The 24,781-nt window shown below is 59.8% G+C and carries 17 protein-coding genes and 3 pseudogenes; 10 read left to right on the top strand and 10 right to left on the bottom strand.

Translation table 11 applies throughout. From position 1 onward, the window contains the following. Nucleotides 1-89: 89 nt before the first annotated feature. The 5 genes and pseudogenes from BVK86_RS04545 to BVK86_RS04525 form a co-directional block, all read right to left on the bottom strand. Nucleotides 90-641, bottom strand: coding sequence for a catalase (locus BVK86_RS04545; protein ID WP_408002952.1), 552 nt, complete (start codon nucleotides 639-641; stop codon nucleotides 90-92). Continuing rightward, nucleotides 601-831 (bottom strand): annotated as a pseudogene (locus tag BVK86_RS30075) (OsmC family protein); the annotation flags it as partial. The pseudogene BVK86_RS30075 and the gene BVK86_RS04545, both read right to left, overlap by 41 nt. 41 nt (nucleotides 832-872) lie before the next feature. Beyond that, on the bottom strand, nucleotides 873-1,262 hold the full coding sequence (locus BVK86_RS04535) for a hypothetical protein (protein ID WP_075945325.1): 390 nt from the start codon (nucleotides 1,260-1,262) through the stop codon (nucleotides 873-875). Nucleotides 1,263-1,439: 177 nt separating this feature from the next. Further along, entirely contained in the window at nucleotides 1,440-2,165 is a 726-nt protein-coding gene (locus BVK86_RS04530; RefSeq protein WP_075945285.1) for a Crp/Fnr family transcriptional regulator, read from the bottom strand. Nucleotides 2,166-2,238: 73 nt separating this feature from the next. After that, nucleotides 2,239-10,890 (bottom strand): GH36-type glycosyl hydrolase domain-containing protein, encoded by an 8,652-nt coding sequence (locus BVK86_RS04525; protein WP_075945284.1) that lies wholly within the window; start codon nucleotides 10,888-10,890, stop codon nucleotides 2,239-2,241. A gap of 161 nt (nucleotides 10,891-11,051) precedes the next feature. Here BVK86_RS04525 and BVK86_RS04520 point away from each other — a divergent pair. Both BVK86_RS04520 and BVK86_RS04515 read left to right on the top strand, forming a co-directional pair. Next, nucleotides 11,052-11,405, top strand: a pseudogene (locus tag BVK86_RS04520) (class I SAM-dependent methyltransferase); the annotation flags it as partial. Beyond that, a pseudogene (locus tag BVK86_RS04515) lies at nucleotides 11,389-12,027 on the top strand (phospholipase D-like domain-containing protein); the annotation flags it as partial. The pseudogenes BVK86_RS04520 and BVK86_RS04515, both read left to right, overlap by 17 nt. A 58-nt stretch (nucleotides 12,028-12,085) precedes the next feature. Here the strand turns inward: BVK86_RS04515 and BVK86_RS04510 are convergent. Together BVK86_RS04510 and BVK86_RS04505 are read right to left on the bottom strand one after the other, a co-directional pair. Next, on the bottom strand, nucleotides 12,086-13,060 hold the full coding sequence (locus BVK86_RS04510) for a zinc-dependent alcohol dehydrogenase family protein (RefSeq protein ID WP_075945283.1): 975 nt from the start codon (nucleotides 13,058-13,060) through the stop codon (nucleotides 12,086-12,088). Nucleotides 13,061-13,121: 61 nt separating this feature from the next. Continuing rightward, a complete protein-coding gene (locus BVK86_RS04505; protein WP_075945282.1) occupies nucleotides 13,122-13,424 on the bottom strand; it encodes an ArsR/SmtB family transcription factor in 303 nt (100 codons plus the stop codon). Between the two features lie 184 nt (nucleotides 13,425-13,608). Between BVK86_RS04505 and BVK86_RS04500 the strand changes: the two genes are divergently transcribed. The 7 genes from BVK86_RS04500 (at nucleotide 13,609) to BVK86_RS04470 (ending at nucleotide 20,864) form a co-directional block, all read left to right on the top strand. Beyond that, the gene (locus tag BVK86_RS04500) at nucleotides 13,609-15,468 is read left to right on the top strand and encodes an ABC transporter ATP-binding protein (RefSeq protein ID WP_075945281.1); all 1,860 of its coding nucleotides are present in this window, start codon (nucleotides 13,609-13,611) and stop codon (nucleotides 15,466-15,468) included. Nucleotides 15,469-15,619: 151 nt separating this feature from the next. After that, nucleotides 15,620-16,651 (top strand): phosphate ABC transporter substrate-binding protein PstS, encoded by a 1,032-nt coding sequence (gene pstS, locus BVK86_RS04495; RefSeq protein ID WP_075945280.1) that lies wholly within the window; start codon nucleotides 15,620-15,622, stop codon nucleotides 16,649-16,651. A gap of 73 nt (nucleotides 16,652-16,724) precedes the next feature. Next, a complete protein-coding gene (pstC, locus tag BVK86_RS04490; RefSeq protein ID WP_075945279.1) occupies nucleotides 16,725-17,690 on the top strand; it encodes a phosphate ABC transporter permease subunit PstC in 966 nt (321 codons plus the stop codon). Next, nucleotides 17,690-18,583: a phosphate ABC transporter permease PstA gene (pstA, locus tag BVK86_RS04485; RefSeq protein ID WP_075945278.1), complete on the top strand. Its 894-nt coding sequence runs from the start codon at nucleotides 17,690-17,692 to the stop codon at nucleotides 18,581-18,583. Before pstC ends, pstA begins: the two co-directional genes overlap by 1 nt. A gap of 74 nt (nucleotides 18,584-18,657) precedes the next feature. Beyond that, nucleotides 18,658-19,419, top strand: coding sequence for a phosphate ABC transporter ATP-binding protein PstB (gene pstB / locus BVK86_RS04480; RefSeq protein ID WP_218232072.1), 762 nt, complete (start codon nucleotides 18,658-18,660; stop codon nucleotides 19,417-19,419). Nucleotides 19,420-19,512: 93 nt separating this feature from the next. Continuing rightward, nucleotides 19,513-20,211, top strand: a complete 699-nt coding sequence (locus BVK86_RS04475) for a hypothetical protein (protein WP_075945277.1) — start codon at nucleotides 19,513-19,515, stop codon at nucleotides 20,209-20,211. A 77-nt stretch (nucleotides 20,212-20,288) separates the two neighbouring features. Continuing rightward, a complete protein-coding gene (locus BVK86_RS04470) occupies nucleotides 20,289-20,864 on the top strand; it encodes a hypothetical protein (RefSeq protein WP_092267293.1) in 576 nt (191 codons plus the stop codon). Between the two features lie 89 nt (nucleotides 20,865-20,953). On the opposite strand, the gene BVK86_RS04465 is transcribed toward BVK86_RS04470, so the two are convergent. The 3 genes from BVK86_RS04465 to BVK86_RS04455 all read right to left on the bottom strand — a co-directional run bounded on the left by BVK86_RS04465 (nucleotide 20,954) and on the right by BVK86_RS04455 (nucleotide 23,702). After that, nucleotides 20,954-21,997 (bottom strand): GlxA family transcriptional regulator, encoded by a 1,044-nt coding sequence (locus BVK86_RS04465; protein WP_075945275.1) that lies wholly within the window; start codon nucleotides 21,995-21,997, stop codon nucleotides 20,954-20,956. Continuing rightward, nucleotides 21,994-22,581, bottom strand: coding sequence for an isochorismatase family protein (locus BVK86_RS04460; RefSeq protein WP_075945274.1), 588 nt, complete (start codon nucleotides 22,579-22,581; stop codon nucleotides 21,994-21,996). Before BVK86_RS04460 ends, BVK86_RS04465 begins: the two co-directional genes overlap by 4 nt. Nucleotides 22,582-22,787: 206 nt before the next feature. Then, nucleotides 22,788-23,702, bottom strand: a complete 915-nt coding sequence (locus BVK86_RS04455) for an AraC family transcriptional regulator (RefSeq protein ID WP_231977875.1) — start codon at nucleotides 23,700-23,702, stop codon at nucleotides 22,788-22,790. 86 nt (nucleotides 23,703-23,788) lie between these two features. Here BVK86_RS04455 and BVK86_RS04450 point away from each other — a divergent pair, with 86 nt between their 5' ends. Beyond that, the gene (locus BVK86_RS04450) at nucleotides 23,789-24,757 is read left to right on the top strand and encodes an oxidoreductase (RefSeq protein ID WP_075945273.1); all 969 of its coding nucleotides are present in this window, start codon (nucleotides 23,789-23,791) and stop codon (nucleotides 24,755-24,757) included. Nucleotides 24,758-24,781: the final 24 nt, after the last annotated feature.

The raw sequence follows: 24,781 nt of genomic DNA, 5'->3' as shown, positions 1-24,781 counted from the left end.
ATTGTGTTCGCGCCTGGTCAAGTCGAAAGACAATGATGGCGAGGCCGCAGAAGCAGGCGGATCCGTCTGCTTCTGCGCAACGTATGGATTCAACCCAGGCGTTCAAGCGCCTGTGCAACGCCCGCCCCATACTCCGGATCGGCCTGAGTGCAATGGTCGATATGGCGCTGTTTGGTTTGTGCCGATGCGCCGCTGATCGAACGCGCGGTGTTCTCGAACAACGCCTGTTTTTGCATCGGGTTCATGAGCCGGAACAGTGCGCCGGGTTGGGAGAAATAATCCGCGTCTTGCCGATGGTTCCAGTGCCCGGCGCGGCCTTGCAGATCTAACGGCGGCTCGCGAAAGTCCGGTTGTTCTGCCCATTGCCCGTGACTGTTTGGCTCATAACCCAAGGTGCTGGCGGCGTTGCCATCCGTGCGCATCTGGCCATCGAGGTGGAAGCTGTTGACCGGGCATCTCGGGGCGTTCACCGGAATCTGATGGTGATTGACGCCCACGCGATAACGTTGCGCATCGCCGTAGGAAAACACACTTGCCTGGCGCATCTTGTCGGGAGAAAAACTGATGCCGGGCACGACGTTGGCCGGATTGAACGCCGCTTGCTCGAGGGGGAAAGCTGATCTTGCGGGCGTTACAGGCATGGCGCAGAGAGCCGAGAAAACAGGCAGACCAGCAAATGGCGAACAATTGCTCGGGATTGGTGCCTGTTCCGGGCGCGCCGGGCGGGGAAAGCTTGAGATCGAGTCGTCCATCATGGCTGCGGCCGCAGCCCTCACGCCCGCCTGTTGTGTAGGTATGGCCGGTGTAGAGGGTTTTTTCGATATTGATCATGCGTACTTCCTGGCTTTAGAGCGCGGTATCGAACGTTCGAATCACGTGACGTGCAAGGCTTCACGGCGGTTGCGCGTCGCCACACTGGCAGGCAGATCAAACGCGGCTTCTGCATCCGGTGTTCCAAGTAGCGTGGAGCGTGCGATGTCGAGAATCCACGACCGGAATGGCAAGTTCGGGTCGTATCGTGGCTGTCCGAGATAGAGCGCCTTGAGGGCTTGCTGAGCCAGGTTCGCCGTCTCTCCCTGCTTGATCCGCCCGGCTTGCACCTGGCCTTCATAAAAGGCGATGAATAAGGGAGTTACCGTCGCGAAAAGTCGGAGTGACTCACGTTTGTCACGTCGGACAACGGCATCCATCAAGGCATGCAACTCGTCGTTTCCAAGTCGCTCAGCTGTGCTCAGGCAACCCACGCGAAAACCTTCGGCCATGATCGGATACCTCGGCGTCATCTGTTCAACTGCTCAGGCAACCGGGGCACAGCGAGGTTGCCAGACCTTGAGTGGTGAGACTCGAGCATGACGACATACGATGAGGCGTACCAGTTAGGCGGTGTTAGCGCTTAATAGCGGGCACGCTGGCTGGACACGAGCGCCGCATGTCGGGCCTTAATCTTCCTGACTGCGACTGTATTGCAGCAGCCGATCGGTCTCGGTCTTGACCACCAGATAACACTCGCAACTGAGTTGTTCGAGGCGGGTGCGGTCGAGCACCGTGATCTGTCCTCGGCTGTACTCGATGACGCCCTGGCGCTGAAGTTTGCCGGCGGCTTCGGTGACGCCCTCGCGGCGTACGCCGAGCATGTTGGCGATCAGTTCCTGGGTCATGTTCAGGCGATTGCCGGGCAGGCGATCCAGCGATAACAGTAGCCATCGGCACAATTGCTGATCGATCGAGTGATGGCGATTGCACAGGGCGGTCTGCGACATTTGTGTGATCAGTGCCTGGGTGTAACGCAGCATCAGCAGGAGCAGATCGCCGTGGCGGTTGAACTCTTTCTTGAGCTTTTGCCCCGGCAGGCGAAAGGCGACACCGGCGCTTTGCACCACCGCCCGGCTGGAGGTGCTTTCGCCGCCCATGAACAGGGCGATGCCGATCAAGCCTTCATTGCCGACCACGGCGATTTCCGCGGACGAGCCGTTTTCCGTGACGTGCAGCAGCGAAACGATGGCGTCGGTCGGGAAGTAAACGTGGCACAGGGTATCCCCGGGTTCATACAGCACATCACCCAGCCCGAGGCTGACCTGCTCCAGATGCGCAAGCAGGCGCTGCAGGTCGTCGGCTGGCAGCGCCGCGAGCAGGTGATTGTGGGTTGGCTGGGGTGAGGCAGGCATGGACAGGACACCGTGGCGCGAGTGAGTACCGGGTCAGGGTACTCCCATGCACGCCACGGCTGGGGATCAATGTCTACTCATCGGCCGCATGCGCGTACTCCAGCGCTTGAGGCCCGGGCAGGCGGGCGCGACAATCGACCCGAACCCAACGCTCCAGGCCATCGTCTTCCAGCGTCAGCACATTGCCGTTCAACGGCTGGCCGTCGAGGGTCATCGAGGTGAGGGCCGAACTGCCCTGATGCACATCGAAGTGGTAAAGGGTGCTGCCGAAGCGGTAGTGCAACTTGAAGCCCGGCCAGTCGGCGGGTATCAACGGTTCGAGGCTCAGCGTGCGACCGCTGCGTTGCACGCCGAGCAATGACTCGACAATCAGCCGATACATCCAGCCGGCCGACCCGGTGTACCAGGTCCAGCCGCCTCGCCCGGCATGGGGCGGGGCGCCGTAGACGTCGGCAGCCATGACATAGGGCTCGACCTTGTAAGTGTCTATTCGCGCGACGTTGGCAGGGGCGGCCGGGTTGATCAGGTCCAGCACTTCCCACGCTTTCCCGGCATCCCCCAATTGTGCGAACGCCATGCCCGCCCAAACGGCCGCGTGGGTGTACTGCCCGCCATTCTCGCGCACACCGGGCACGTAGCCCTTGATATAGCCCGGGTCGAGCGCACCCTTGTCAAACGGTGGGTCGAGCAGGAGCACGGCGCGAATGTCACGTTTGATCAGATGCTGATCCAATGCCTGCATGGCCTTGACCTGGCGCGCGGCAGAACCGGCTCCGGAAAGCACCGACCAGCTTTGTGCAATGGAATCGATGCGGCACTCTTCATTGCTCGCCGAGCCGAGCAGTTGCCCGTCGTCGAACCAGGCACGGCGATACCAGTCGCCGTCCCAGGCGCTGTGCTCAAGATTGCGTTGCAGTGCCTCGGCGCTGTCGCTGCAGCGTTTGGCGAAGGCCTGATCACCGTGCAGACGAGCGGTCAGCGCAAATTGCATCAACACCTGGTAGCTGAAGAAACCGAGCCAGACACTTTCACCTTCTCCCAGATGACCGACGCGATTCATGCCGTCGTTCCAGTCGCCGCAGCCCATCAGCGGCAACCCGTGATGGCCACGGCGCAGGCTATGTTCGATGGCACGCACGCAGTGTTGATACAGGGATTCTTGCAGTGGCGAAGTCCCCGGGAGGTCGTAGTAAGACTCTTCACCGGCTGACAATTGGCGTCCTTCCAAGTAGCCGGCGTGCTCTTCCAGTACCGCTACATCTCCAGTCATTTCGACATAGCGGTTGGTCGCGGCCACCAGCCACAGGAAGTCGTCGGAGCAAGCGGTGCGAACCCCTCGGTTCATCGGCGGGTGCCACCAATGCTGCACGTCACCCTCTGCATACTGATGACCGGCACACAGCAACAGATGCGCGCGAACGGCCGCAGGAGCGGCATGGATCATTGCCATGCTGTCCTGCAACTGATCGCGAAAGCCGATGGCACCGCCCGATTGGTAGAAACCGCTGCGGGCCTGGAAGCGGCAGGCGATGACCTGATACATCAACCAGCCGTTGACCATGACATCGACCGCCGGCGCACCGGTTTCAATACGTATGGCCCCGAGCAGGGAGCGCCAGTGTTCGCGCACGCTGTGCAATTGCTCGGCAGCGACCAGCTTGCCCCGATAGCGCTGCACCAGTTGGCTGGCAGCGTTGCTCGAGGTGGCTGCGCCCAGGCGCAGGATCACTTCCTTGCTCTGGCCATCGGCGAGCTCGACCGACACTTGCAGGGCAGCACAAGGGTCCAGCCCGCCGCCCATGCGCCCGGACAAACCGGCATGTTGCATCGCTGCTGGCGAGGCCAGGGTGCCACCGCGACCAACGAATTCCGTGCGATCGCCGCTGACGCCGTGATCGACCGTGTCGGTGTCGAAGAACGCCACCCGCTCGGAAAACTCCAGCGAGTAGGCGTTGCGGGCGAAGAGGGCGCCTGTGGCAGGATCGGATTGCGTGACCACATGCATCGCCGACTTGCTGCGCAGATCGCCCAGCACCCATTCCACGTACCCGGTGACCGACAGTGACCGGCTGCGCCCCGAGCGGTTGCTCAGCAGTAGTCGCATGAACTTGATCGGTGCATCCAGCGCGACATAGATCCACAGCTCGCTGTAGATGCCGTCTTCTTCATGTTCGAACACGCTGTAACCGAAACCGTGGCGGGTCTGGTAGGGGCCTTTGCCGGGGCAGGGTTGAGGGGCGGCAGACCAGAAGTGCCCGGTCTCTTCGTCGCGCAGATAAATGGCTTCACCGCCGCAATCGGTGACCGGGTCGTTGTGCCAGGGTGTGAGGCGATACTCATGGGCGTTTTCGGCCCAGGTGTAGGCGCTGCCGGTCTCCGAGACCACCGTGCCAAATTGTGCATTGGCGATCACATTGACCCATGGTGCCGGCGTCGCGTGGGGCGCCAGCCCGCTGATGATGTATTCACTGCCATCGGCGCTGAATCCGCCATACGCGTTGCCCAGCAGCAGTGCTGAAGGTTTGGGCCAGGCCACCACCGGGCTCGCTTGATGGCTGCGTTTTGCAATGAATGGCGCGTGCACCGGCGATACCTTGCGGCGATGAATCTGTTCGGCGAGGCTGCCCGAACCTTCGTTCAATACCAGTCTGGCGACCGAGAGCACCAGCACGCGATCTTCGTTCGATAGCTGTTGCACTGCACGTACAAAAATCCCCCCCGGGCGATCGACCAGCGTGGCTTCACTGCCTAACGTGATCAGGCCCATGATCGCGTCCTGCAATTGCTGGCGATAACCGGCCTGGTCTTCGTTCCAGATCAACAGGTCGACCACCAATCCCTTTTGCCGCCAGTAGGCGTGGGCCTGAATCAACTGCCGCACCAGAGTGATGTTGTCCAGGCTCTGGATTTGCAGCAAGACGATGGGCAGGTCGCCAGAGATGACCTGACCCCAGAGCCCCGACTGATTGCGTCGATTGGCGATCAATACGGCGTTGTCGGCGCGCATCGAGGCGTTCGCATACAGCAGCGACGAGGCCATCTGTTCGAACAGCCGAGCGTCGGTCAGCGAGATGTTGAGTTGGCGCAGCAACACTTGGCTATGGGTCCAGGACAGGTCGAACACCCGGTCGGCGAGGTGGCGGTCGCGGTATTTGTTGATCAGGTAGAGGCAGTCGTCCCGGGTGTCGGCGACGCCGGTGACCAGGTCGATGGTGGCTTGTTGGCCAGGTTGCAGGGTAAACCGGCAGCGGACCGCGACCACCGGGTCCAGCACCGGGCCCGCACTGCCGGACAAGTGCACACAATCGGCGTCGAGGGCGGCCGGTGACACCAGGCTGCGCCCGCGGCCGATGAACCGGGCACGGTCGGTTTCATAGGAGATCGCATCGATGTCCACGCCGTGTGCCGCCAGCAGATGGCACATCCACGGCGTCGCTTCGTCGCTGGACCGTGGGCGGCGGCTGCAGACAATTGCCTGGAGCGCCGGCAGCAGTTCGGTTTGCACGAACAGCTTGCTGAACGCCGGATGCATGGCATCGCTGGCCGGGGATGTCAGCACCACCTCGGCATAGGTGGTGATTTCCAGCGTCCTGGCCGATGACGCGCGGTTGGTGACCCGCAGGCGGCGCAGTTCGATGTCGTCTTCTGGCGAGACGACAATCTCCAGGTGAGTGTCGAAATCCAGGTTGCGCGCACGGAATTCCGCTCGGGAGTCACTGAAGATCGCCTCGTGACTCTCAGGCTTTTGCAACGTTGGCTGATGCGCGGTCGACCAGACCGCATTGGACTGCACGTCGCGCAGATAGCAGAACATTCCCCAGTTGTCCTGGGACGTGTCTTCCTGCCAACGGGTGACGGCCATGTCATGGCGGCGGCTGTAGCCACCGCCACCGCTGGTGAGCATGACGTGGTAGCGACCGTTGGACAGCAACTGCACGGCCGGACGTTTACTGCCCGGGTCAGCGAACACCCTAAGCCCGGGGTCCTGGCCCTGGCCTTGATCACCGGGCACGGGCGACTGAGCCGTCTGCAGGTACGGCGCAACGGATTTTGGCACTCGTTCCTGCAACAGCAGGAGGGCTGATTGCAGCGCCGGGTCAGCCTCGAATCGTCGTTGCATGGGTTGATCGAGCAAGCGGCTGGTCAAGGCCAGCAGGCTCATGCCCTGATGGTGAGCCATGAACGAGCGGACCACGGCGTTGCTCTGGCCACGGGGTAAGCGTGCCTCGGTGTAGTCCACCGCTTCATACAAACCGAACCGCCCCGACGAGCCTTGCAGGGCGAGCCGTTGCAGGTTGGTGCAAGCCGCATCGGCATCGACCATCAACGCCAAAACGCTGGCGTAGGGCGCGATCACCACGTCATTGCTCAACCCGCGTTGAAGCCCGAGGGCCTGAACGCCGAAGGCGCGATACTGATAATTGAAATGCGCATCGAGGGTGTAATAACCCGATTCCGAAACACCCCACGGAATCCCCAGCAAGTCGCCGTGTTCGATCTGTACCGCTACGGCGGCGCGGCAAGTCTGGTCCAGCAGGCTGCCGTCATAGTTAGGCATTACCAGCATGGGCATCAGGTATTCAAACATCGAGCCCGACCAGGACAGCAACGTCGGCACACCCGCGTTTTCCCCCAGAAGCCTGCCCAGGGTGAACCAGGCACGCTGGGGAATTTGTCCTTGAGCGATGGCCACGTAATTGGTCAGCCGCACTTCGGAGGCCAGCAAGTCGTAGTAACCGCTGTCGAGCCTGAGTTCCTCGGCGTTGTAGCCGATGACGAACAGGTCGCGCTGATTGTCGTAAAGCAATGAAAAATCCATCTGCGCCAGCGAGGTCGACAGCGACGCCAACCGCTCCAGATGCTCCAGCCGCTTGCTGGCGATACCGCGCACCTGTTCGATTTGAACGAGATGCTCGGCCGCCCAGTCAGCGGGGTTCAGCGCGGCCCATTGGCGCAAAGCGCCCGGCGGCTGCATGGCGGCCAGCGGGGCAGGGAGGCGAAAGCGCTGCAGTTCTTCGGTCCAGTCGCTGCATTGGCGCAGAAACGTTTCGCGCCAGTAGAGGCTTTCCTCGTCGGTGTCTGCGGGGGTGGCGTTTACCATCAGGCGAGCCGTGTTCAGCAGGTCTGTCAGGATCTCGGTTGTCATGACGGGCGAGGCATGCTCAAGGGCGTTGGTCAGTGGAATCAGGGCGGTTTCATCCGCGCCCGAGTCGCGCCGGGCATCTGCCAGGATGTTCAGGGTATCGCGCAGGCCTTTGACCACGCAGGGGCCGAACATCGGGGCGTCTGCAAGCTGTCTCAGGCCGACGCTCAAAGTCAGCAGCAGCCCCGCCAGGTTGCCGCTGTCGACGGTGGAGACGTACTGCGGGTGCAGCGGCTGCAGGGTCTGCGTGTCGTACCAGTTGTAGAAGTGCTGCCGATAACGTTCCAGGCCGTCCATGCTGTCCAGCGATGCCGCCAGGCGCGACAGCAGCCGTTCGGTGCTCAAGTAACCGAAGTCGTGCGCGGCCAGATGCGCAAGCAGAGACATGCCCATGTTGGTCGGTGAGGTGCGATGGGCAATCGCGGGCTTCGGTTCTTCCTGCACGTTGTCCGGTGGCAGCCAGTGATCCTCGGGCCCGACGTATTGATCGAAGAACGCCCAGGTCTTGCGCGCCAGCAACCGCAGGAAGCGCAATTGGTCCGTCGACGGTGCGAATGTCGACTGCCTGGGCGGCGAGCTGAGCCGCCAGGCGATCCACGGCCCCGCCAGCCATGCCAGCAGCAGTGGACTGGCGATGGCCAGCGTCTGTGGATTATCCGTCAGCAGACCCAGTGCAACGAGGACCACCAGCGGCTGAATCCACATCTGCCGATAGAGAGCGGACAGCCGGTTTTCAGTGGCACGCTCCACCTCCCGAGAGGGCTGCCATTGCAACAGCAGGCGTCTGCTGAAACCGATTCGCCACAACGAGCGCAGGAGCGCGTCGGCGTTGTAGAACATCTCGAAGGGCAGCCACGCCAGGGTCAGACCAGCCCGGGCCAGGTCCTGTCCCAGATCGCCGAGCAACGCGCGCACGTATTGGCCGTAGGGCACATCGGCGACCGGTTGCATCAGGTCGGTCACCGCCCGCAGCAGCGGTTGAATCACCAGCAACCCGATCACGGTCAGCGTCCAGTTGAAAGGCGCGCTGCTGGCAAACCATCCCCATGACAGCATCAGCACCAGCGCCAGTGGTTCCAGGCTGCGGCGCAGATTGTCGAGAATCTTCCAGCGCGCCATCACGCTCAGCCGGTTGTGCACCCAATTGCCGTCGGCGTTGCGTACCCAGGGCAATGTCCACGGCAGCAGTTGCCAGTCGCCGCGAACCCAGCGATGCCGGCGTTTGACATCAGCCCCGAAGCGCGAGGGGTATTGCTCGTAGAGTTGCACATCGCTGAGCAGCCCGGAGCGTGCATAACAGCCTTCGATCAGGTCGTGGCTGAGGATCTGGTTGTCCGGCAGGCAGCCTTCCAGGGCCCCGGTGAACGCATCCACATCGTAGATGCCCTTGCCGATGAACGAGCCTTGCTGGAACAGGTCCTGATAAACGTCCGACACCGCCCGGGTATAGGGATCTACCCCAGCGTCGCTGCCAAACAGTCGGGCGTAGACCGAGCGCGTGGCGCTGGTCAGGCTGATGCCCACTCGCGGTTGCAACACCGCGTAGCCGGAGACGATCTGCTCGCCGGCACGATCAAACAACGGCCGATTCAACGGGTGCATCATCGCCGCCACGCATTGGCGGGCGACATCGCGGGGCAGCAGGGTGTCGGTGTCCAGGGTGATCACGTAACGCACCGTGCTCAGCGGGCTGATGTCGCCGACGATGGCATCGAAACGGTCCTGTCCCTGACCACGCAAGAGGGCGTTGAGCTCGATCAGCTTGCCGCGCTTGCGCTCATGGCCCATCCACACCCGTTCGCCTGCGTTCCAGCGCCGCGGCCGGTGCAGCAGAAAGAAGCGGTCGCTGAGGCCGTCCGCATATTTCTGGTTGAGCAAGGTGATTGCACGGGTGGCCTGGGTCAGCAACTCGGTGTCCTGGGCCTCGGTTTCCTGCGCGGCATCGAGAAAATCGCTGAGCAAGGCGAAATACAGGTTGCTGTCGCGGTTGGCCAGAAAGCGCACTTCAAGGCCTTCCACCAGTTCGTCCACATCGGCCAGGCTGGCGATCAGCGTCGGGATCACCACCAGGCTTCTCGCCTGATCGGGAATACCTGAGGCGTAATCCATTTTCGGCAAAACCGCCGGCACCAGACTGAAGGTCACCAACCAGTTGATCAGGCCGATCGCCAGTCGACTGGTCATGATCAGGCAGGGGATCGCCAGTAACACAAGCGCCGCATCGGCCATCCCGTCGCGCCGCGCAGAGGCCAACAGTGGCCAGGCGAAGATGAGCGTGAGAAAAGCCACCGGCGCCAGGTAGAACATCAGTGGCGACAGCTGCAACAAACGGTTCCAGCGCTCATGGAGTGGCACCCGGGCGCCAAGTTTTCGCTCCAGCGTGGGCAGGCCCGCGCTGATCAGGTAATACCCGACATGGCGGGCCAGCACTGGACAGGCAACCTTGGCCTGTGCGCTGGCGGCGAGGTCGATCGCGGTGCGGGCGACCTGGATTTCCGAATGCTGGGGGCTTCTTCGGGCGAGGCGCTCAATGACATGTCGATAGCTGTCCCGGGTGCTGAAATCCATCTGGGTATAAACGGCCGCCGGGTCTTCCCTGAGTATCTGGTCGACATGACTCATCGACTCGACGAACTCGCGCCAGTCAGTGGCGGACAGGAAACGCAGGCTGGCAATGCTGTTGCTGATGGACACCTGGTCCGCTGACTGTTGTTGCGCGTCGAGCTGCACCTGGCGTTCGATACTGGACCCGGTCTCGCTGAGCAGCTGCTCGATCCAGTTCAAGGGCAGTGCCAGGGCAGCGCTCTGGCCCTGCAGGCGACGGGTGAACTCGGCGACAAATGCGGCGGTGATCGGTGGCGCGGAGCGGGCCATGTCGGCCACGGTCAACACCACGCTCTTGATGTCGCGTTCCGAGGTTTCGATCAGGCGCTCGGCCCAGTCATCGGCCAGGTTGCGGTCATCGGCGTTGGCCATGACCCGCGAGGCCACTCGCCGCAGGTTTTCGATCAGCGCCAGACGCAACATGATCGGTACCGCCCACAGCTCTCCCAGCGCCAGCGGCATCACGGTCTGATAGGAAACAATGAAGCGGCACAGGCTTTGTTCATCAACGCGACCGTCACCATGGGAAATGGTCTCCAGTGCGATGTCGTAGACCCGAGGCAGCCCGGCGGACGGGCCGTTGATCAAGCGTGGCAACTCCCGGCTGTAGCCTTTGGGCAAGTGCGTGCGGGCGGTACGAATGTGCTCTTCGACCAGAAAAAAATTGTCCAGCAACCATTCCGCTGCGGGCGTTACCCGGCGGCTGGACAACTGCCCGTTGGCCAGCGCGGTACAACTGCGTTTGAGTAATTGTTCGTTGTCATCGAGCCTGCGCAGCATCGAGTCCCGCGAGGACAGCGAGGTCAGACGATGCTGCCCGGCCAGGATGATGCCGTGGCAGGCCATCTGATCGGCACTGAAAAGCTCCGAGCGCAGGATCGGCTCGTACTTGAATTTAGGGAGGGAAAACTGCCCGGTTCGCCTAAAGCCGGGCGAACGAGTAAACACCCTTTGGATGCGTGTCCATATGCTGTTCATAAGGTCCTGTGCCAGAAACGCACGCCTGAAATTGCGCGCATTTGAAAGGTGCGCCAACGCATTGCGCCAGCACCGAGCAGCGCCTTTTTGACGTAGCTTTTCAGCCTCGAGTGTGAGGGGCAGGAGGGCGGTTGGTCTGTTCGTTAGCGAACATAGCGAGCGTGGAGGCAGCGAAGCACCAGTTAACGTTGAACAACTTACTGGAAAGAACGGACCTGCATCTGGGGCACATTGAAGATCTCGAAGCGGACCAGTCCTACGACGCCGCCACGTTGATCGGTGTCCTGCATCATCTGGAGGGTGATGATGCCAAACACCAACTGTTGCAATCCATTCGGGCTCATCTGAAGTCGGGTGCGCCGTTGATTGTCGCGGGAAATCAATACGCATATGCCAGCCAGCCCCTATTGCTGGCTGCCTGGGGCCAGCGGTGGCGACAGCAAGGGGCTAGCCCGGATGAAGTGAAGGTCAAACTGGGGAAAATCCTCCAGGGCGCCGCCCCGCCACACTCTGATGATGGCCACACAACTGCGGCCTGAACTGGACAGCGTCAACAAGGAGCTGATCCTGATCTCGGCGTATTTCGTCCCGCAACAGCCGAGCATGCGCTACTTGCTCGGGCGTGCCGACGCCGGTGTTGATGTGCGGCTGCTGACCAACTCACTGGAAGCCACCGATGTACCGGCAGTGCACGGCGGCTATGCGCCATACCGCAAAACCCTGCTCGAACATGGCGTGAAGCTCTATGAGCTGCGGCGCCAGCCGGACGATCCCAGTGGCGGCTCTTCCTTCGGTTTCAGCGGCGGTTCGGACTCCAGCTTGCACACCAAGGCCATCATCCTCGACAAGCAGAAGGTGTTCATTGGTTCCTTCAATTTCGACCCGCGTTCAGTGTTCTGGAATACGGAGGTCGGAGTGCTGGTCGACAGCCCTGAATTGGCAGGTTACATGCGCAAGCTGGCAGAGGAGGGCATGGCGCCGGCCGTGAGTTACCAGGCTCGCCTGGAAAAAGGCGAAATCGTATGGATCGCCGAAGACGACGGCCGCCTGTATACCCTGCGCAAAGAGCCCGGCGGCAAATGGCGCAGCTTCAAAGCCTGGCTCAGCGAAGCGATTGGTTTGGAGAAAATGCTTTAGATCGAACGAGCGAAAAAGGGGGGCAGATTACAAGTTCTGTCCCCCTTTTTCCTCGCACTTACGAGATGAGCGATGGCTCCACTGCAATCACGATTTTTCCTTGAAGGCCGTTGTTGGGACTTTCCAACCGGGCGTGGGCGAGCGCAAGGTCGGCGAGTGAATAGACAGCGCCGACGTGTGGGCGCAGCTGACCGCGCTCTATCAAGGCGCTCAACTCGTCAAGCTTGCCGCGGTTTTGTCGCGTGAAAACGAAGTGATAACTCGCGTTCTTGCCCCAGGCCTGAACGACGTTTTGTGGTTGTGCAATGTCGACGATCGTGACCACGCGGCCCAGTTGTGCGAGTGCGTCGGGGCTGCGCGTCAAGGCGTTGCCGCCGATGGTGTCGAACACGACATCAACGCCACGACCACCCGTTTCCCGCATGACGGCGTCGACATAGTCTTCTTTTTCGTAGTCGATGATTACATCGGCGCCCATGTTCCGTGCGAACTCAACGTTTGCTTCGCGCACGGTCGTGAACACTTTTGCGCCTATCGCTTTTGCGAGCTGGATCGCCACATGGCCGACCCCGCCGGCACCGCCGTGTATAAGAATGCTTTCCCCGACTCTGAGCGCTGCACGCACGACCAGTGCTTCCCACGCCGTCCCGCCCACCAGGGTCAGGCTCGCCGCCTCGAGGTGGCTGAGTGAGGCAGGCTTCTTGCCGATAATGTTTTCGGCTGCGACGTGGTACTCGGCATAACTTCCCGGACCGTCAAATATTTGCGGGGTGTACCAGACTTCGTCTCCTGGCACGAAGTTCGTCACACCCGGCCCAACGGCTTCGACGACGCCGGAAACGTCGTGTCCGGTAATGGTGGGCAGTGCGACGAGGTCGGGGTAATCGCCACGTCGAACCTGGTAATCCAACGGATTGATGGAGGTGGCGTGTACCCGCACCAGAACTTGTCCCGCATGCGGCACCGGCTTGGGCACATCGCGCAGTTCAAATGATTCGGGGCCGCCGAATGCTTTAAGGATCATCGCTTTCATTGTGAAACCTCATATCGATAAAAAGGGATATCGAGATATCTCGATATCATGCGGTAAAAAATTACAGCTCTTTCCCTATGAGCTCAGCAAGAACACGGATGGTTGCTTCGTTTCGCTTGTAATAGGTCCACTGACCGATGCGCCTGACTTCGACCAGGCCCACCCGCTGCAGGGTTGCAAGGTAGCCAGACACCGTCGACTGCGACAGCCCGATACCTTGCTGAATACTGCTGACGCAGACGCCCACCACGAGAACGTCACCCTCATCCTGAGGAGGGAAGTTCTTTGCGGGATCCTTCAACCCTTGCAAGATTTCAAGTCGCGTAGGGTTTGAGAGGGCTTTGAAGATTTCGAGTAAGTCCATGAGCTGAGGATATCGAGATTTACCGATATGTCAATACGAAAAATCAGAACCTCATTGAGCGTTGAACCCGGCCACTCGATCCTCATGACAATCGGCCAACAGCGCCACACTTCAACCCCGCAAAACCCTCAAAGCAACCGATCAATGGCAGAATCCCCTCACTTTGATCGATTTGGAGAACTTCATGCTTCGTGTGTTTGAACGAAGGCTAGACCCGTTTCCTCCTGACGAGGTACCACCGCCACCCGACGGTCTGGCCCGCTTCCTGTGGGCCTGTACACGGGGCGCCCGCGGTTACGTCCTTGCGCTTGCGCTGCTCAGCGCCGCGGTGTCGATTTACGAAGCCTGGCTGTTTTCTTTCCTCGGCCAGGTCGTGGACTTACTCTCGACCTGGCAGGCGGGCGGGGAGGCGGCGGCCCAGGAAAGTCGCGTGTTATGGGGCATGGGCATCGTCATGGTGACCAGTGTCGGGCTGGTGGCGTTGCGCACGATGGTGCAGCACCAGATATTGGCGATTAACTTGCCGCTGCGGTTGCGCTGGGATTTCCATCGTCTGATGCTGCGGCAAAGCCTGTCGTTCTTTTCCGATGAGTTTTCCGGCCGGGTCACCACCAAGGTCATGCAGACGGCGCTGGCGGTGCGCGACGTGCTGTTCACCCTGATCGAGATCGTGCCCGGGATCGGGGTGTACTTCATTGCGATCATCGCCCTGGCCGGCGGCTTTGCGCTGAAACTGATGTTGCCGTTCGTTGCCTGGGTCGTGTTGTTCGCGCTGGCCATGCTGTACTTCGTGCCCCGCCTGGGGAAAGTCGGGCAGGAGCAGGCCAATGCGCGGTCGATGATGACCGGGCGTATCTCGGACGCCTACACCAACATCACGACAGTGAAACTGTTCTCCCACTCCAATCGTGAAGCGCATTTCGCGCGTGCAGCGATGGAGGACTTCAAGCTGACCGGCTTCCGACAGATGCGCCTGGTCAGCCTGTTCGAGATCGTCAACCAGGCGTTGGTGGTAGCGTTGATCATGGGGGCCGGTGGTTATGCGCTGTGGCTATGGCACCAGGGTGAGGTCGGCGCAGGTGCCGTGGCGGCAATCATCGCCATGGCTTTGCGTATCAACGGCATGTCGAACTGGATCATGTGGCAAATGACCTCGCTGTTCGAGAGCATCGGCACCCTGCAGGACGGCATGGCGACGCTGACCCTCGGTACCAAGGTGCAGGACGCGCCTGACGCCGGCATGCTGGTGACCTCCGGCGGCGCGGTCACCTTCGACAAGGTGAGCTTCAACTACAACGGCGAACGCCAGGTGCTCGATGGCCTGAGTCTGAACATCCGCCCGGGCGAAAAAATCGGCCTGGTTGGCCGCTCCGGCGCCGGCAAATCCACACTGATCAACTTGCTGCTGCGCTTCTATGACGTCGACAGCGGGGAGATCCGCATCGACGGGCAAAACATCGCACACGTGACGCAAGACAGCCTGCGCAGCGCCATCGGCATGGTCACGCAGGATACCTCGCTGCTGCATCGTTCCATTCGCGACAACATCGCCTACGGCCGTCCGGATGCGACCGACGCGCAAATCCGCAACGCCGCGGCCAATGCCCAGGCCGATGAGTTCATCAGCCAATTGAGCGACCGGCAAGGTCACACCGGCTACGACACCTTGGTGGGCGAGCGGGGCATCAAGTTGTCGGGCGGCCAGCGCCAACGCGTGGCGATTGCCCGGGTGATGCTCAAGAATGCGCCGATCCTGCTGCTTGACGAGGCCACCAGTGCGCTGGACTCGGAAGTCGAGGTGGCCATTCAGGAAAGCCTCGATGAAATGATGCAGGGCAAGACCGTGATCGCCATCGCCCATCGGTTGTCCACGATTGCGGCCATGGACCGGCTGATCGTCATGGATGATGGCCGCATCATCGAGCAGGGCACCCACACCGAATTGCTTGCCAGAAACGGCGTCTATGCGCGGCTGTGGCAGCATCAGAGTGGTGGGTTCCTGGGTGAGGACAAGGGCGTGGTCGAGGCGGTGGATCAGGCTTGAGCGAGGGCTTACGACGACAAGGCCTCAAGTAGTAGTTGTAACTTGTTACGAATGGACGTGGGCCACATGGCCCTTTGCCAATCGACGTTCATAAAATCGTCACAAATATGTTGCAGAGTTCGGGAGCCCGTAATCACAAGGATATTTTTCGATGAAAAGTTTCATGAAGTCTGCTGCGCTAGCCATCACGGTTTCTCTTTGTGCCAGCTCGGTGTCGTTCGCTGCGGAAAGCGTTCGCCTGACAGGTTCCGGCGCCAGTTTTCCGGCTCCGATTTACCTGACCTGGTTCAAGGATTTCAGCAAGAAAACCGCTGGCGTGACCGTGGATTACCAATCCAAGGGCAGCGGTGCGGGTGTACAGGACTTCTTGAACAAAACCGTCGACTTTGCGGCCAGTGACTCGGCAATGAAGGACGAAGACATTGCCAAGGTCGCCGAAGGCGCGCAGTTGCTGCCGATGACAGCGGGTGAAATCGTGCTCGCCTACAACCTGCCGGGCAATCCCAAGGGCCTGAAGCTGCCACGCGACGTTTACTCCAACATCTTTCTGGGCAAGATCACCCGCTGGAACGATCCACAGATCGCCGCCGCCAACCCGGACCTGAAACTGACCGACATGCCGATCACCGTGGTCGTACGTGCTGACTCCAGCGGTACCACCGCCGTATTCACCAAGCACCTGGCGACGATCAACCCGACGTTCCAGAAAGACTTGGGTGAAGGCAACACCGTCAACTGGCCAGCCAGCGACAAATTCATCAAGTCGCCCAAGAACGATGGTGTGACGGCCACTGTGCGTCAGACCCCGGGCGCGATTGGCTACATCGAATACGGCTTCGCCAAACTGGCCAAGGTTGACTTCGCCCAGTTGCAGAACAAGGCCGGCAATTACGTTGTGCCGAACGCGGAAAGTGGTGCAGAGGCGCTGGCGGCTGTGAAGATGCCTGAAAACCTGGTGGCCTGGCTGCCTGATCCGGACGGTGCCAAGTCTTACCCGATCACTTCCTACACCTGGATGATCTTCCGCAAGCAGAACGAGAACCCGGCCAAGGCCAAAGCCATGCGTGAGATGGTCGAATACAGCCTGACTGAAGGTCAGAAAATTGCCGATTCGATGGGGTACATCCCTCTGCCGCCATCGGTGGTCGATCAGGTTCGCAAAGCTTCCGCCAACATCCAGTGACGCTCGCGAAGTCTCTCTCGGCGTGAGCTTTCAGCCTCGCCGAGGAGCTTTCCCCTACGCTCCGGAATAGCCCATGATCCAGCCATTTGTCGTACCGGTTAACCCGGATTCTGCTTGCCGTCCACCGTCTACCAAGGATTTTCTGGTTGACCGAACCTTCCGCGCGCTCGCGCGCATCGGTGTGGTTCTTATCCTGGCGCTGGTCTTTGCCTTGGTGTTCGAGGTAGGACGCAAGGCACTTCCAGGCATGGAGAAACACGGACTCGACGTTCTTTTTGGAACGGTATGGGACGTGAACCAGGGCAAGTACGGCATTCTGCCGGCCATTTGGGGAACGCTCTACAGCGCCTTCATCGCTCTATTGATAGCCGGTGTTTTCGGTGTCAGCATGGCGATTTTCCTGACCCAGGACTTCCTTCCCGCGCAACTGGCGGCCATTTTTCGCACCATCGTCGAATTGCTCGCGGCCATTCCCAGCGTCGTTTATGGTCTGTGGGGCATCTACGTGGTGATCCCGGCCATTCGGCCCCTCACGGAATGGCTTAACAGCGAACTTGGCTGGATACCTTTTTTCGGTACGACCTTGAGCGGACCGGGACTGTTACCTGCCGCGCTGGTACTGGCCATCATGATTCTGCCGACCATCGCTGCCGTTTCGCAGGATGCCCTCACGGCTGTTCCGATGAAAACCAAACAGGCGGCCTATGGCATGGGGACCACCCATTGGGAAGCGATTCTCAAGGTGATGGTGCCATCCGCAGCCACCGGCATTTTCGGTTCCCTGGTCCTCGGCCTGGGCCGCGCGCTGGGTGAAACCATGGCGCTGGCCATGCTGGTGGGCAACGCGAACAATATCTCGCTTTCTCTGTTTGCCCCGGCCAATACGCTGGCGGCCTTGTTGGCGCTGAACTTCCCCGAAGCCGGCCCGAACGAGATCGAAGTGTTGATGTACGCCGCACTGGTACTGATGTTTATCACGCTGCTGGTGAACGTCATCGGTTCCATGATCATGGTCTATGCCCAGCGTGGTACTAAATGATGACTGACATCACGTCCTCTACAGCTGCTTTTCCAAGCCTGCAACGCAAGTTCGAAGGCCGCGCCCTGCGCAGCCTGGTGTTGACCACACTGGTCTGGGCGGGCGCTCTGGTGGCGAGCGTGCCGCTGATTTCCGTGCTTTATATGCTGATCACCCGTGGCGGTGCTCGCCTCAGCCTGGAAGTGTTCACCGAGCTACCGCCGACCGGTTTCGAGATGGGCGGCGGCTTCGGCAACGCGATGGCGGGCACCTTCGTCATGGTCGGTATCGCGGCGGCGATCGCGGTGCCGGTCGGCATCATGGCGGCCATCTTTCTGGCGGAACTGGGGCCGGACAGCAAGCTGGCCAATGCTGCACGCTTTGCCGCCAAGATGCTCACGGGGCTGCCTTCGATTTTGGCCGGTGTATTCGCCTACGCCCTGGTGGTGATGACCACCGGTACTTACTCGGCTCCGGCGGGCGGCGTGGCATTGGCAGTACTGATGCTGCCTATCGTCGTGCTCACGGCTGAAGAGTCGATGCGCATGGTGCCCAAGATCATGAAGGATGCCGCCTACGGTATGGGCTGCACCCGCTCGCAGGTGATCTGGAAGATCATCTTGCCTACCGGCCTGCCGGCGATCCTGACCGGCGTAATGCTCGCGGTTGCGCGCGCAGCCGGCGAAACCGCGCCGCTGTTGTTTACCGCGTTGTTCAGCAACTACTGGATCTACCACGACGGCAGTCTGGCGGTGATGAATCCGACTGCATCGCTGGCCGTACTGATTTACAACTTCTCCGGCATGCCGTTCGACAATCAGCTTGAGCTCGCTTGGGCGGCCTCGCTGGTATTGGTGATGATCGTGCTGTTCGTGAATATCGTCAGCCGAATTTTCGGCAAGCCAAAGTTTTAAGAATGGGAGCAAACAGTGTGAACGTATTATCTGCGCAAAAAGTCGCCCCGTTCGAGGCCCAGGCCCCTGTGGTCATGGACTGCAAGCTGGACAAGATTTTCTACGGCAACTTCATGGCCGTGCGTGACAGCCATGTGCCGATCGAAAAAAACAAGATCACCGGGTTCATCGGTCCGTCTGGCTGCGGTAAGAGTACGGTGCTGCGCAGCCTCAACCGGATGAATGATCTGGTAAAAGGCTTTCGCTTCGAGGGCCATGTGCATTTCCTCGGGCAAGACGTCTATGGCAAGGGCGTGGATCCAGTGGTCGTGCGCCGCTATATCGGGATGGTGTTTCAGCAACCCAACCCGTTTTCGATGAGCATTTTCGATAACGTCGCTTTTGGCCTGCGCCTCAATCGCTACCAGGGCGATCTGGGTGACCGCGTGAAGCACGCCCTGCAAGGCGCGGCGCTGTGGGACGAGGTCAAGGACAAGCTCAAAGTCAGCGGCTTGTCCCTTTCCGGTGGCCAGCAGCAACGCCTCTGTATCGCCCGCGCCATCGCGACCGAGCCGGAAGTTTTGTTGCTGGATGAGCCGTGCTCGGCACTCGACCCGATTGCCACTCGCCGTGTCGAAGAATTGATGGTCGAGTTGAAGAAGGATTACACCATCGCGCTGGTGACTCACAACATGCAGCAGGCGATCCGTGTCGCTGACACGACGGCATTTTTCTCGGTGGATATTTCCCAGGGTACGCGTACCGGCTACCTGGTTGAGATGGGCCCCACTGCACAGATATTCGACAACCCGCGCGAACAAATGACAAGCGATTACATCAGCGGCAAATTCAGCTGACCCGCAATCATCCGGTCAAGGCCGACGCAACTGTCAAACGACAGTTGCGTGCATCCGGTCGATTTTCCTCTCAGCCATCTCTCAGGATTATCAATGTCTGCAAAGCGTCGTCTTGACTTGCCAGCGATTGAACGTGCACTGCGTGACGTGCAAGGTCGCTTTGCCGAGCTCAGCAGGCACTTTACCGAGCCGCGTGATCCCTTGACTGACGAAGTGCTGCGTAATGTGCTCGATGGCTATGCACTGATTGACGACTACGTCGCTCGTGGCGTCGACCTGTTCGATCTTCAGCAACTGAATCTAATGCTGGAGATCAATGCCACCGTTCTCTGTGGTCGCGACCCGGCACGCCGCCTGGAATACGCTCAGCACCTTACTGCCACCGAGGAACACTTCTTCAACAACGTTGAAGGGGGAATCAAGGATTTGTACAACTGGTACAGTGCGTATCGCAGCGAATCCATCTGGAAGCGTGCGGCCGGTGTCTACGTACGAATACTCAGCAAGCCGCAGTTGTTCATCGAAGGCAATCACCGCACCGGATCGCTCATCGTCAGTTATTTGCTCATGCGTGCGGGGCTGCCTCCATTTGTGCTGACGCTGGATAACGCCGAAGGTTACTTCAACCCCTCATCGGTCATACGCAACTCCGCCAAACATGGCGTCAAGGCTTTGTACGAATTGCCAAAGATCAAGAAAAAATATGCAGCCTTCCTGGAAGAACAAGCGCCTGATCCAAAGGAATTTTTTGTGAGCGACAAACCAGTGCCCGTCTATCTGGGTGGCGAATGATGAGCAGGTATCCGATGCCCGACAAGTGCCGGGTTTCCAGCAGTCGAGTGTGGCAATCCATCAAGGATTCTCTTGCGATGCACGCATTCAGGCGTCAGCGCATACGTATCTCGTTTGATATCGATGACACGCTGGCCTGTCAGCTCCATCACTGCGCCGTCGAGCAAAGCAGGCTGCCGGCCTGTGTTCATCGTTGGCTGGGCGAGCCTTTGCGCACAGGAACACGCGCACTGACTCGAGAATTACGCCGTCAGGGATGCAGTATCTGGGTCTACACGTCGTCCGGGCGGACACCGTCCTACATCAGGCGTTGGCTATTACTGTACGGCATCCACGTTGACGGTGTGGTCAACAGTGTCCGGCATAGCCATGCCCTGACGGCGCACGGGCTGTCGAACTCCCCGTCGAAGTTTCCACCGGCATTCGATATCGACTTGCACGTGGATGATTCAGAGGGCGTGCATATTGAAGGCTGTGATCACGGTTTTCGCGTCGTGGTGGTACGTCCGGATGACGAGAACTGGGCGCAGAAAGTGTTGAATGCCGTCGCTGAAGTCCAGGCTCAGCTGGCTAGACAGCAACCCTACAGATACAAGGCGCCTGAGCGCGAACGCGGGACGGCAGCGCAGGCACCTCTGTGGATGGGCAGGTGACAGTTGCCTGTCATGCGCGGCTTGCCTGATCACGGGTACGGTTCGACGGACAGTGATGAGTATGGGGGCCGACATCTTCCAGGACGATGTTAGCCCCTGAGAGTGCCAACCTCGCGCATCTGGCTTGGCGGCACCTTATAAAAACGAGCCCACGCCCGCCGTAACTGGCGCGCCGATGCGAATCCAGCGCGCTCGGCGACCGCTTCGATATCAAGCTGCGAGCCGATTAACAACTCTCGCGCCAGTGCCACGCGCATGCGATTGATGTACTCCGCAACACTCATGCCCGTGTGTAGGTTGAATAGCCGTGAGAGATTGCGCGAGCTCGCACCCGTTACGTGCGCCAGTGTCTCGACCGACCAGTCTCGCGTTGGCTCTGCCACCACGGCATCCTGTGCGCGGTGTATGGTGGGATGAATATGACTACGCCCTTCAAGCCAGGGCGATAGCTGCGGATCAGCGCCTGCGCGGCGCAGATAGACCACCAGGTATCGGGCCACTGCAAGCGCGACGGCATGACCGGTGTGCTGAGTCACGATGTGCAGCATCAGATCAATACCGGCCGTAATGCCGGCGCTCGTCAGTCGCTCGCCGTCCTCCACATACAGTCGATTTTCCTTGACCCTGGCGAGCGGGGCGGCGCTGGAAAGTTCTGCAATGCAGGCATGATGGGTGGTGCAGTCGTGGCCGTCCAGAAACCCGGCCCGGGCAGCTACAAGGGCGCCAGAACAAATCGATACCAAGCGAATACCGGGCTTGATTGTCCGTCTGAGCCACGCTGCGATCGTCGCTTCGTGCATAGCCGAAGCCGCGTCTTCTTCAACACCGACAGATCCGTTGCCGGGAAGAGAGGAGGCGCTGTCGAGTATCTGATCCGATGTTCCGGGCAATACCACCAGAGCACCACTCGGCAACGGGTCGGGCAACGATTCAATGCCGTTGATACCCAACCCGATAGAACTTGTCACCGAAGGCATCGTACCAACGTAGCGCACACGATAGTGCACGGCATCCTGCTCAAGATTAGCCTTGCGCAGTACCTCGATAGGTCCGGCCACATCCAGCAGCAGGACGCGCGGCGGTACGACAACAATAACCTCGATCACAACCGGATGCCGCGCACAGGTAATCATGCGACTGCTGTACCCCCTGGGCTCGGCAATGCCTCTGCGGCCCCCGCTAGCGCCTCCTTGACAGTGGCAACCCGGACGAAGCGTCCACTCAATACCAGTTTGGTACGGGCATGCAGTTCATCAGCGCTCCATTCACGGCCAGCGTCGTCGGTCATCGGGAAAGTAAGCGTCGCCTCGCTGACGAAATCGACGTTGTAGCCCAGGTCGTACGCGTGTCGAGCGGTGGTTTCACAGCACTGCTCGGTGCGGATACCAGAAATGATGACGCGGCGGATGCCGTGCGTGTTCAGCCAGACATCGAGGCCGGACCCCACCAGTGCACTGTGTCGCGGCTTCTTGAAGATGGCGTCAGGCTCAATGTTGAGCGGCGCCATGGTCTCGACGAGGCCAGATGCCTCGGAAAACGGACCGGTACCCTCCGCATGAAAGACCTGAAGCACCGGCATGCCGGCGGCTTTCGCGCCATCTATCAGCGGTTGCAGGTGAGAAAGAAAGGTCGGCAAGCTATCTTCGTCCCAGTAAGGAGCAGCGCGAAACGACTCTTGTACATCAATGACAATCAGTGCAGTTTTCTGAGCGGACATTATGGCATTCCTCAGCGGGTTGGTAGGGAGCAAGGTTAGCCCTGCCGTACAGCGCCCGAAACGCCTGAGGCGGACGAATTCAGGACATTTCACGCCAATCACTCTGAGGTGCTGTCGATGCAGCTGGGGTGAAGATCCTCCTGCGCCCTCAACCGCTTCCGGCCCTTTCCTTGTTCCCCTTTTCCCGCTTGAAAATGCGATGCGAGTCACGCCTCTCGACGATAACGTCCTGGCGATTTCCCGTGGATGCGCCGGAACGCGACACCGAAGGCTGCGTCGGATAGATACCCGAGAGAGGCGGCAATCTTCGAGATACTTTCAGCGCTGTTACGCAAGCGTGTCGCCGCAACACGCATTCGCCAACGGGTGGCGTACTCCACTGGCGCCTGTCCTACCCGGGTTTTGAACACCGCAGCGAAACTGGAGCGCGACATGCAAGCGATATCGGCCATCTCTCCCAGTCGCCATATTTTTTCAGGCTGCCGATGGATCGCTCGGAGCACGGGCGCGATGGATGAGTCTCGCAACCCACCCAGCCAGTTCAGGTCTGCGACATCAGCGGTCAGTACGTGATGCCGTAACGCGTGCACGAAAATCATCCGTAGCAGGTCGTTGCACATAGCGAACGCGCCGACCTGGCTAGACTGCCATTCTCGATCGAGCTCGTCGAGCAACCAGGCGAATGACGACGCGCTTGTAGATTTTGCCTTGATCACCACGACAGAAGGCAGCAGATCTATCAGTTCAACGGCGCCAGGGCTGTCAAACGAGACGCTACCTCCCAATAACTCCACGTCGTTACCGACCCCGAACGTCGCTGTCATAACGTTGTCAGTGAAGACTTCAGCGGCATCTATCGGTTCAACGTCTGGTCCACTGGCCAATATGAAAGGTGTGCGTGCAATCACGAAGCAGTCTCCTGCTCGTAGCAGACACGGGGCCTTATCCTGCATCAAAAGCCAACACTCACCATGCCTCACCACGTTGAACTTCAATTCGATGGGTTTAAAGCGCAGGGCCCAGATGCCGCCGGCCTGTAAACGAACAGAGCAAGCTGCGCGCAGGCCAGCAACAGCGAGTACGTCAGATAACGGGTCGGTAACAGCTTTTTGGATGATCACGATAAAAAACAGGACTTAGTGAACTGGTTCGTCCAGACAGCCTAAAGAAAAATGGCGCTTTCCGAAACCCAAATGGGATTTATCAAATGACCAGCGCGCAAAAACCTGTCGAAAGTTCATTCACCGCCGCCAGCACCGCATCCGAAGTGATGGCAGGGGTGGATTTAACTGGCCAACTGGCAGTCGTGACAGGTGGCTACTCTGGAATCGGTCTCGTCACTGCGAAGAGTCTCGCCCTTGCCGGTGCGCAGGTCATCGTACCGGCCCGAGATATTGAACGTGCCCAGGCAGCCATGGAGGGTATCGAAAATATTTCGATTCACGAGATGGACCTCATGAATCCAGAGTCGATCCATGAATTCAGTCAGCGTGTAGCCAGCCGTGGGCGGGCCTTATCGCTGCTGATTAATTGCGCGGGTGTTATGGCCGCGCCTTTGATACGCGATGCCGATGGCCATGAAAGTCAATTTTCCATTAATCACCTCGGTCACTTCCGTTTGACATGCGCACTCTGGCCGATGCTGGTTGCGGCAGGTCAAGCCAGGGTTGTGTCGATGTCGTCCCGAGGCCATCAAATTGCGGGAGTAGATTTCGATGATATTGATTTTCTCCAGCGACCGTATGACAAATGGGTTGCTTACGGGCAATCCAAGACGGCCAACGCGCTGTTTGCAATAGCGTTGGACCGCCGGGGTCGCAGTCATGGCGTGCGCGCATTTTCATTACATCCTGGACAAATTTTGACTGATCTGGCGCGTCACCTTAGCGCCGAAGAAATCGCCGGGTTCGATGCGTTAGATGAGCAAGGACGGCCACGAATTGCTCCCGAAGCGGGGATGAAGACTGTTGAACAGGGCGCCGCGACCGGACTTTGGTGCGCGACGAGCAAAGCGCTGGACGGGAAGGGGGGCGTTTATTGTGAGGATTGCAATGTTGCGCCCATCAACGAATCGGGAACGGGCCGTAAGGGCGTGAAAGAATGGGCCGCAAACGCCGATTTCGCTGAGCGCTTGTGGACAATCTCGGAGCGCTGGACAGGGCTGACTGTCGATTGAGTAAAAATTCCTCACCCCGTGTTT

Origin of the sequence: Pseudomonas reinekei (assembly GCF_001945365.1) — a bacterium.
In the GTDB taxonomy this organism is placed as follows: Bacteria; Pseudomonadota; Gammaproteobacteria; order Pseudomonadales; family Pseudomonadaceae; genus Aquipseudomonas; species Aquipseudomonas reinekei.
This window is presented reverse-complemented; position numbering and strand designations above follow the sequence as displayed.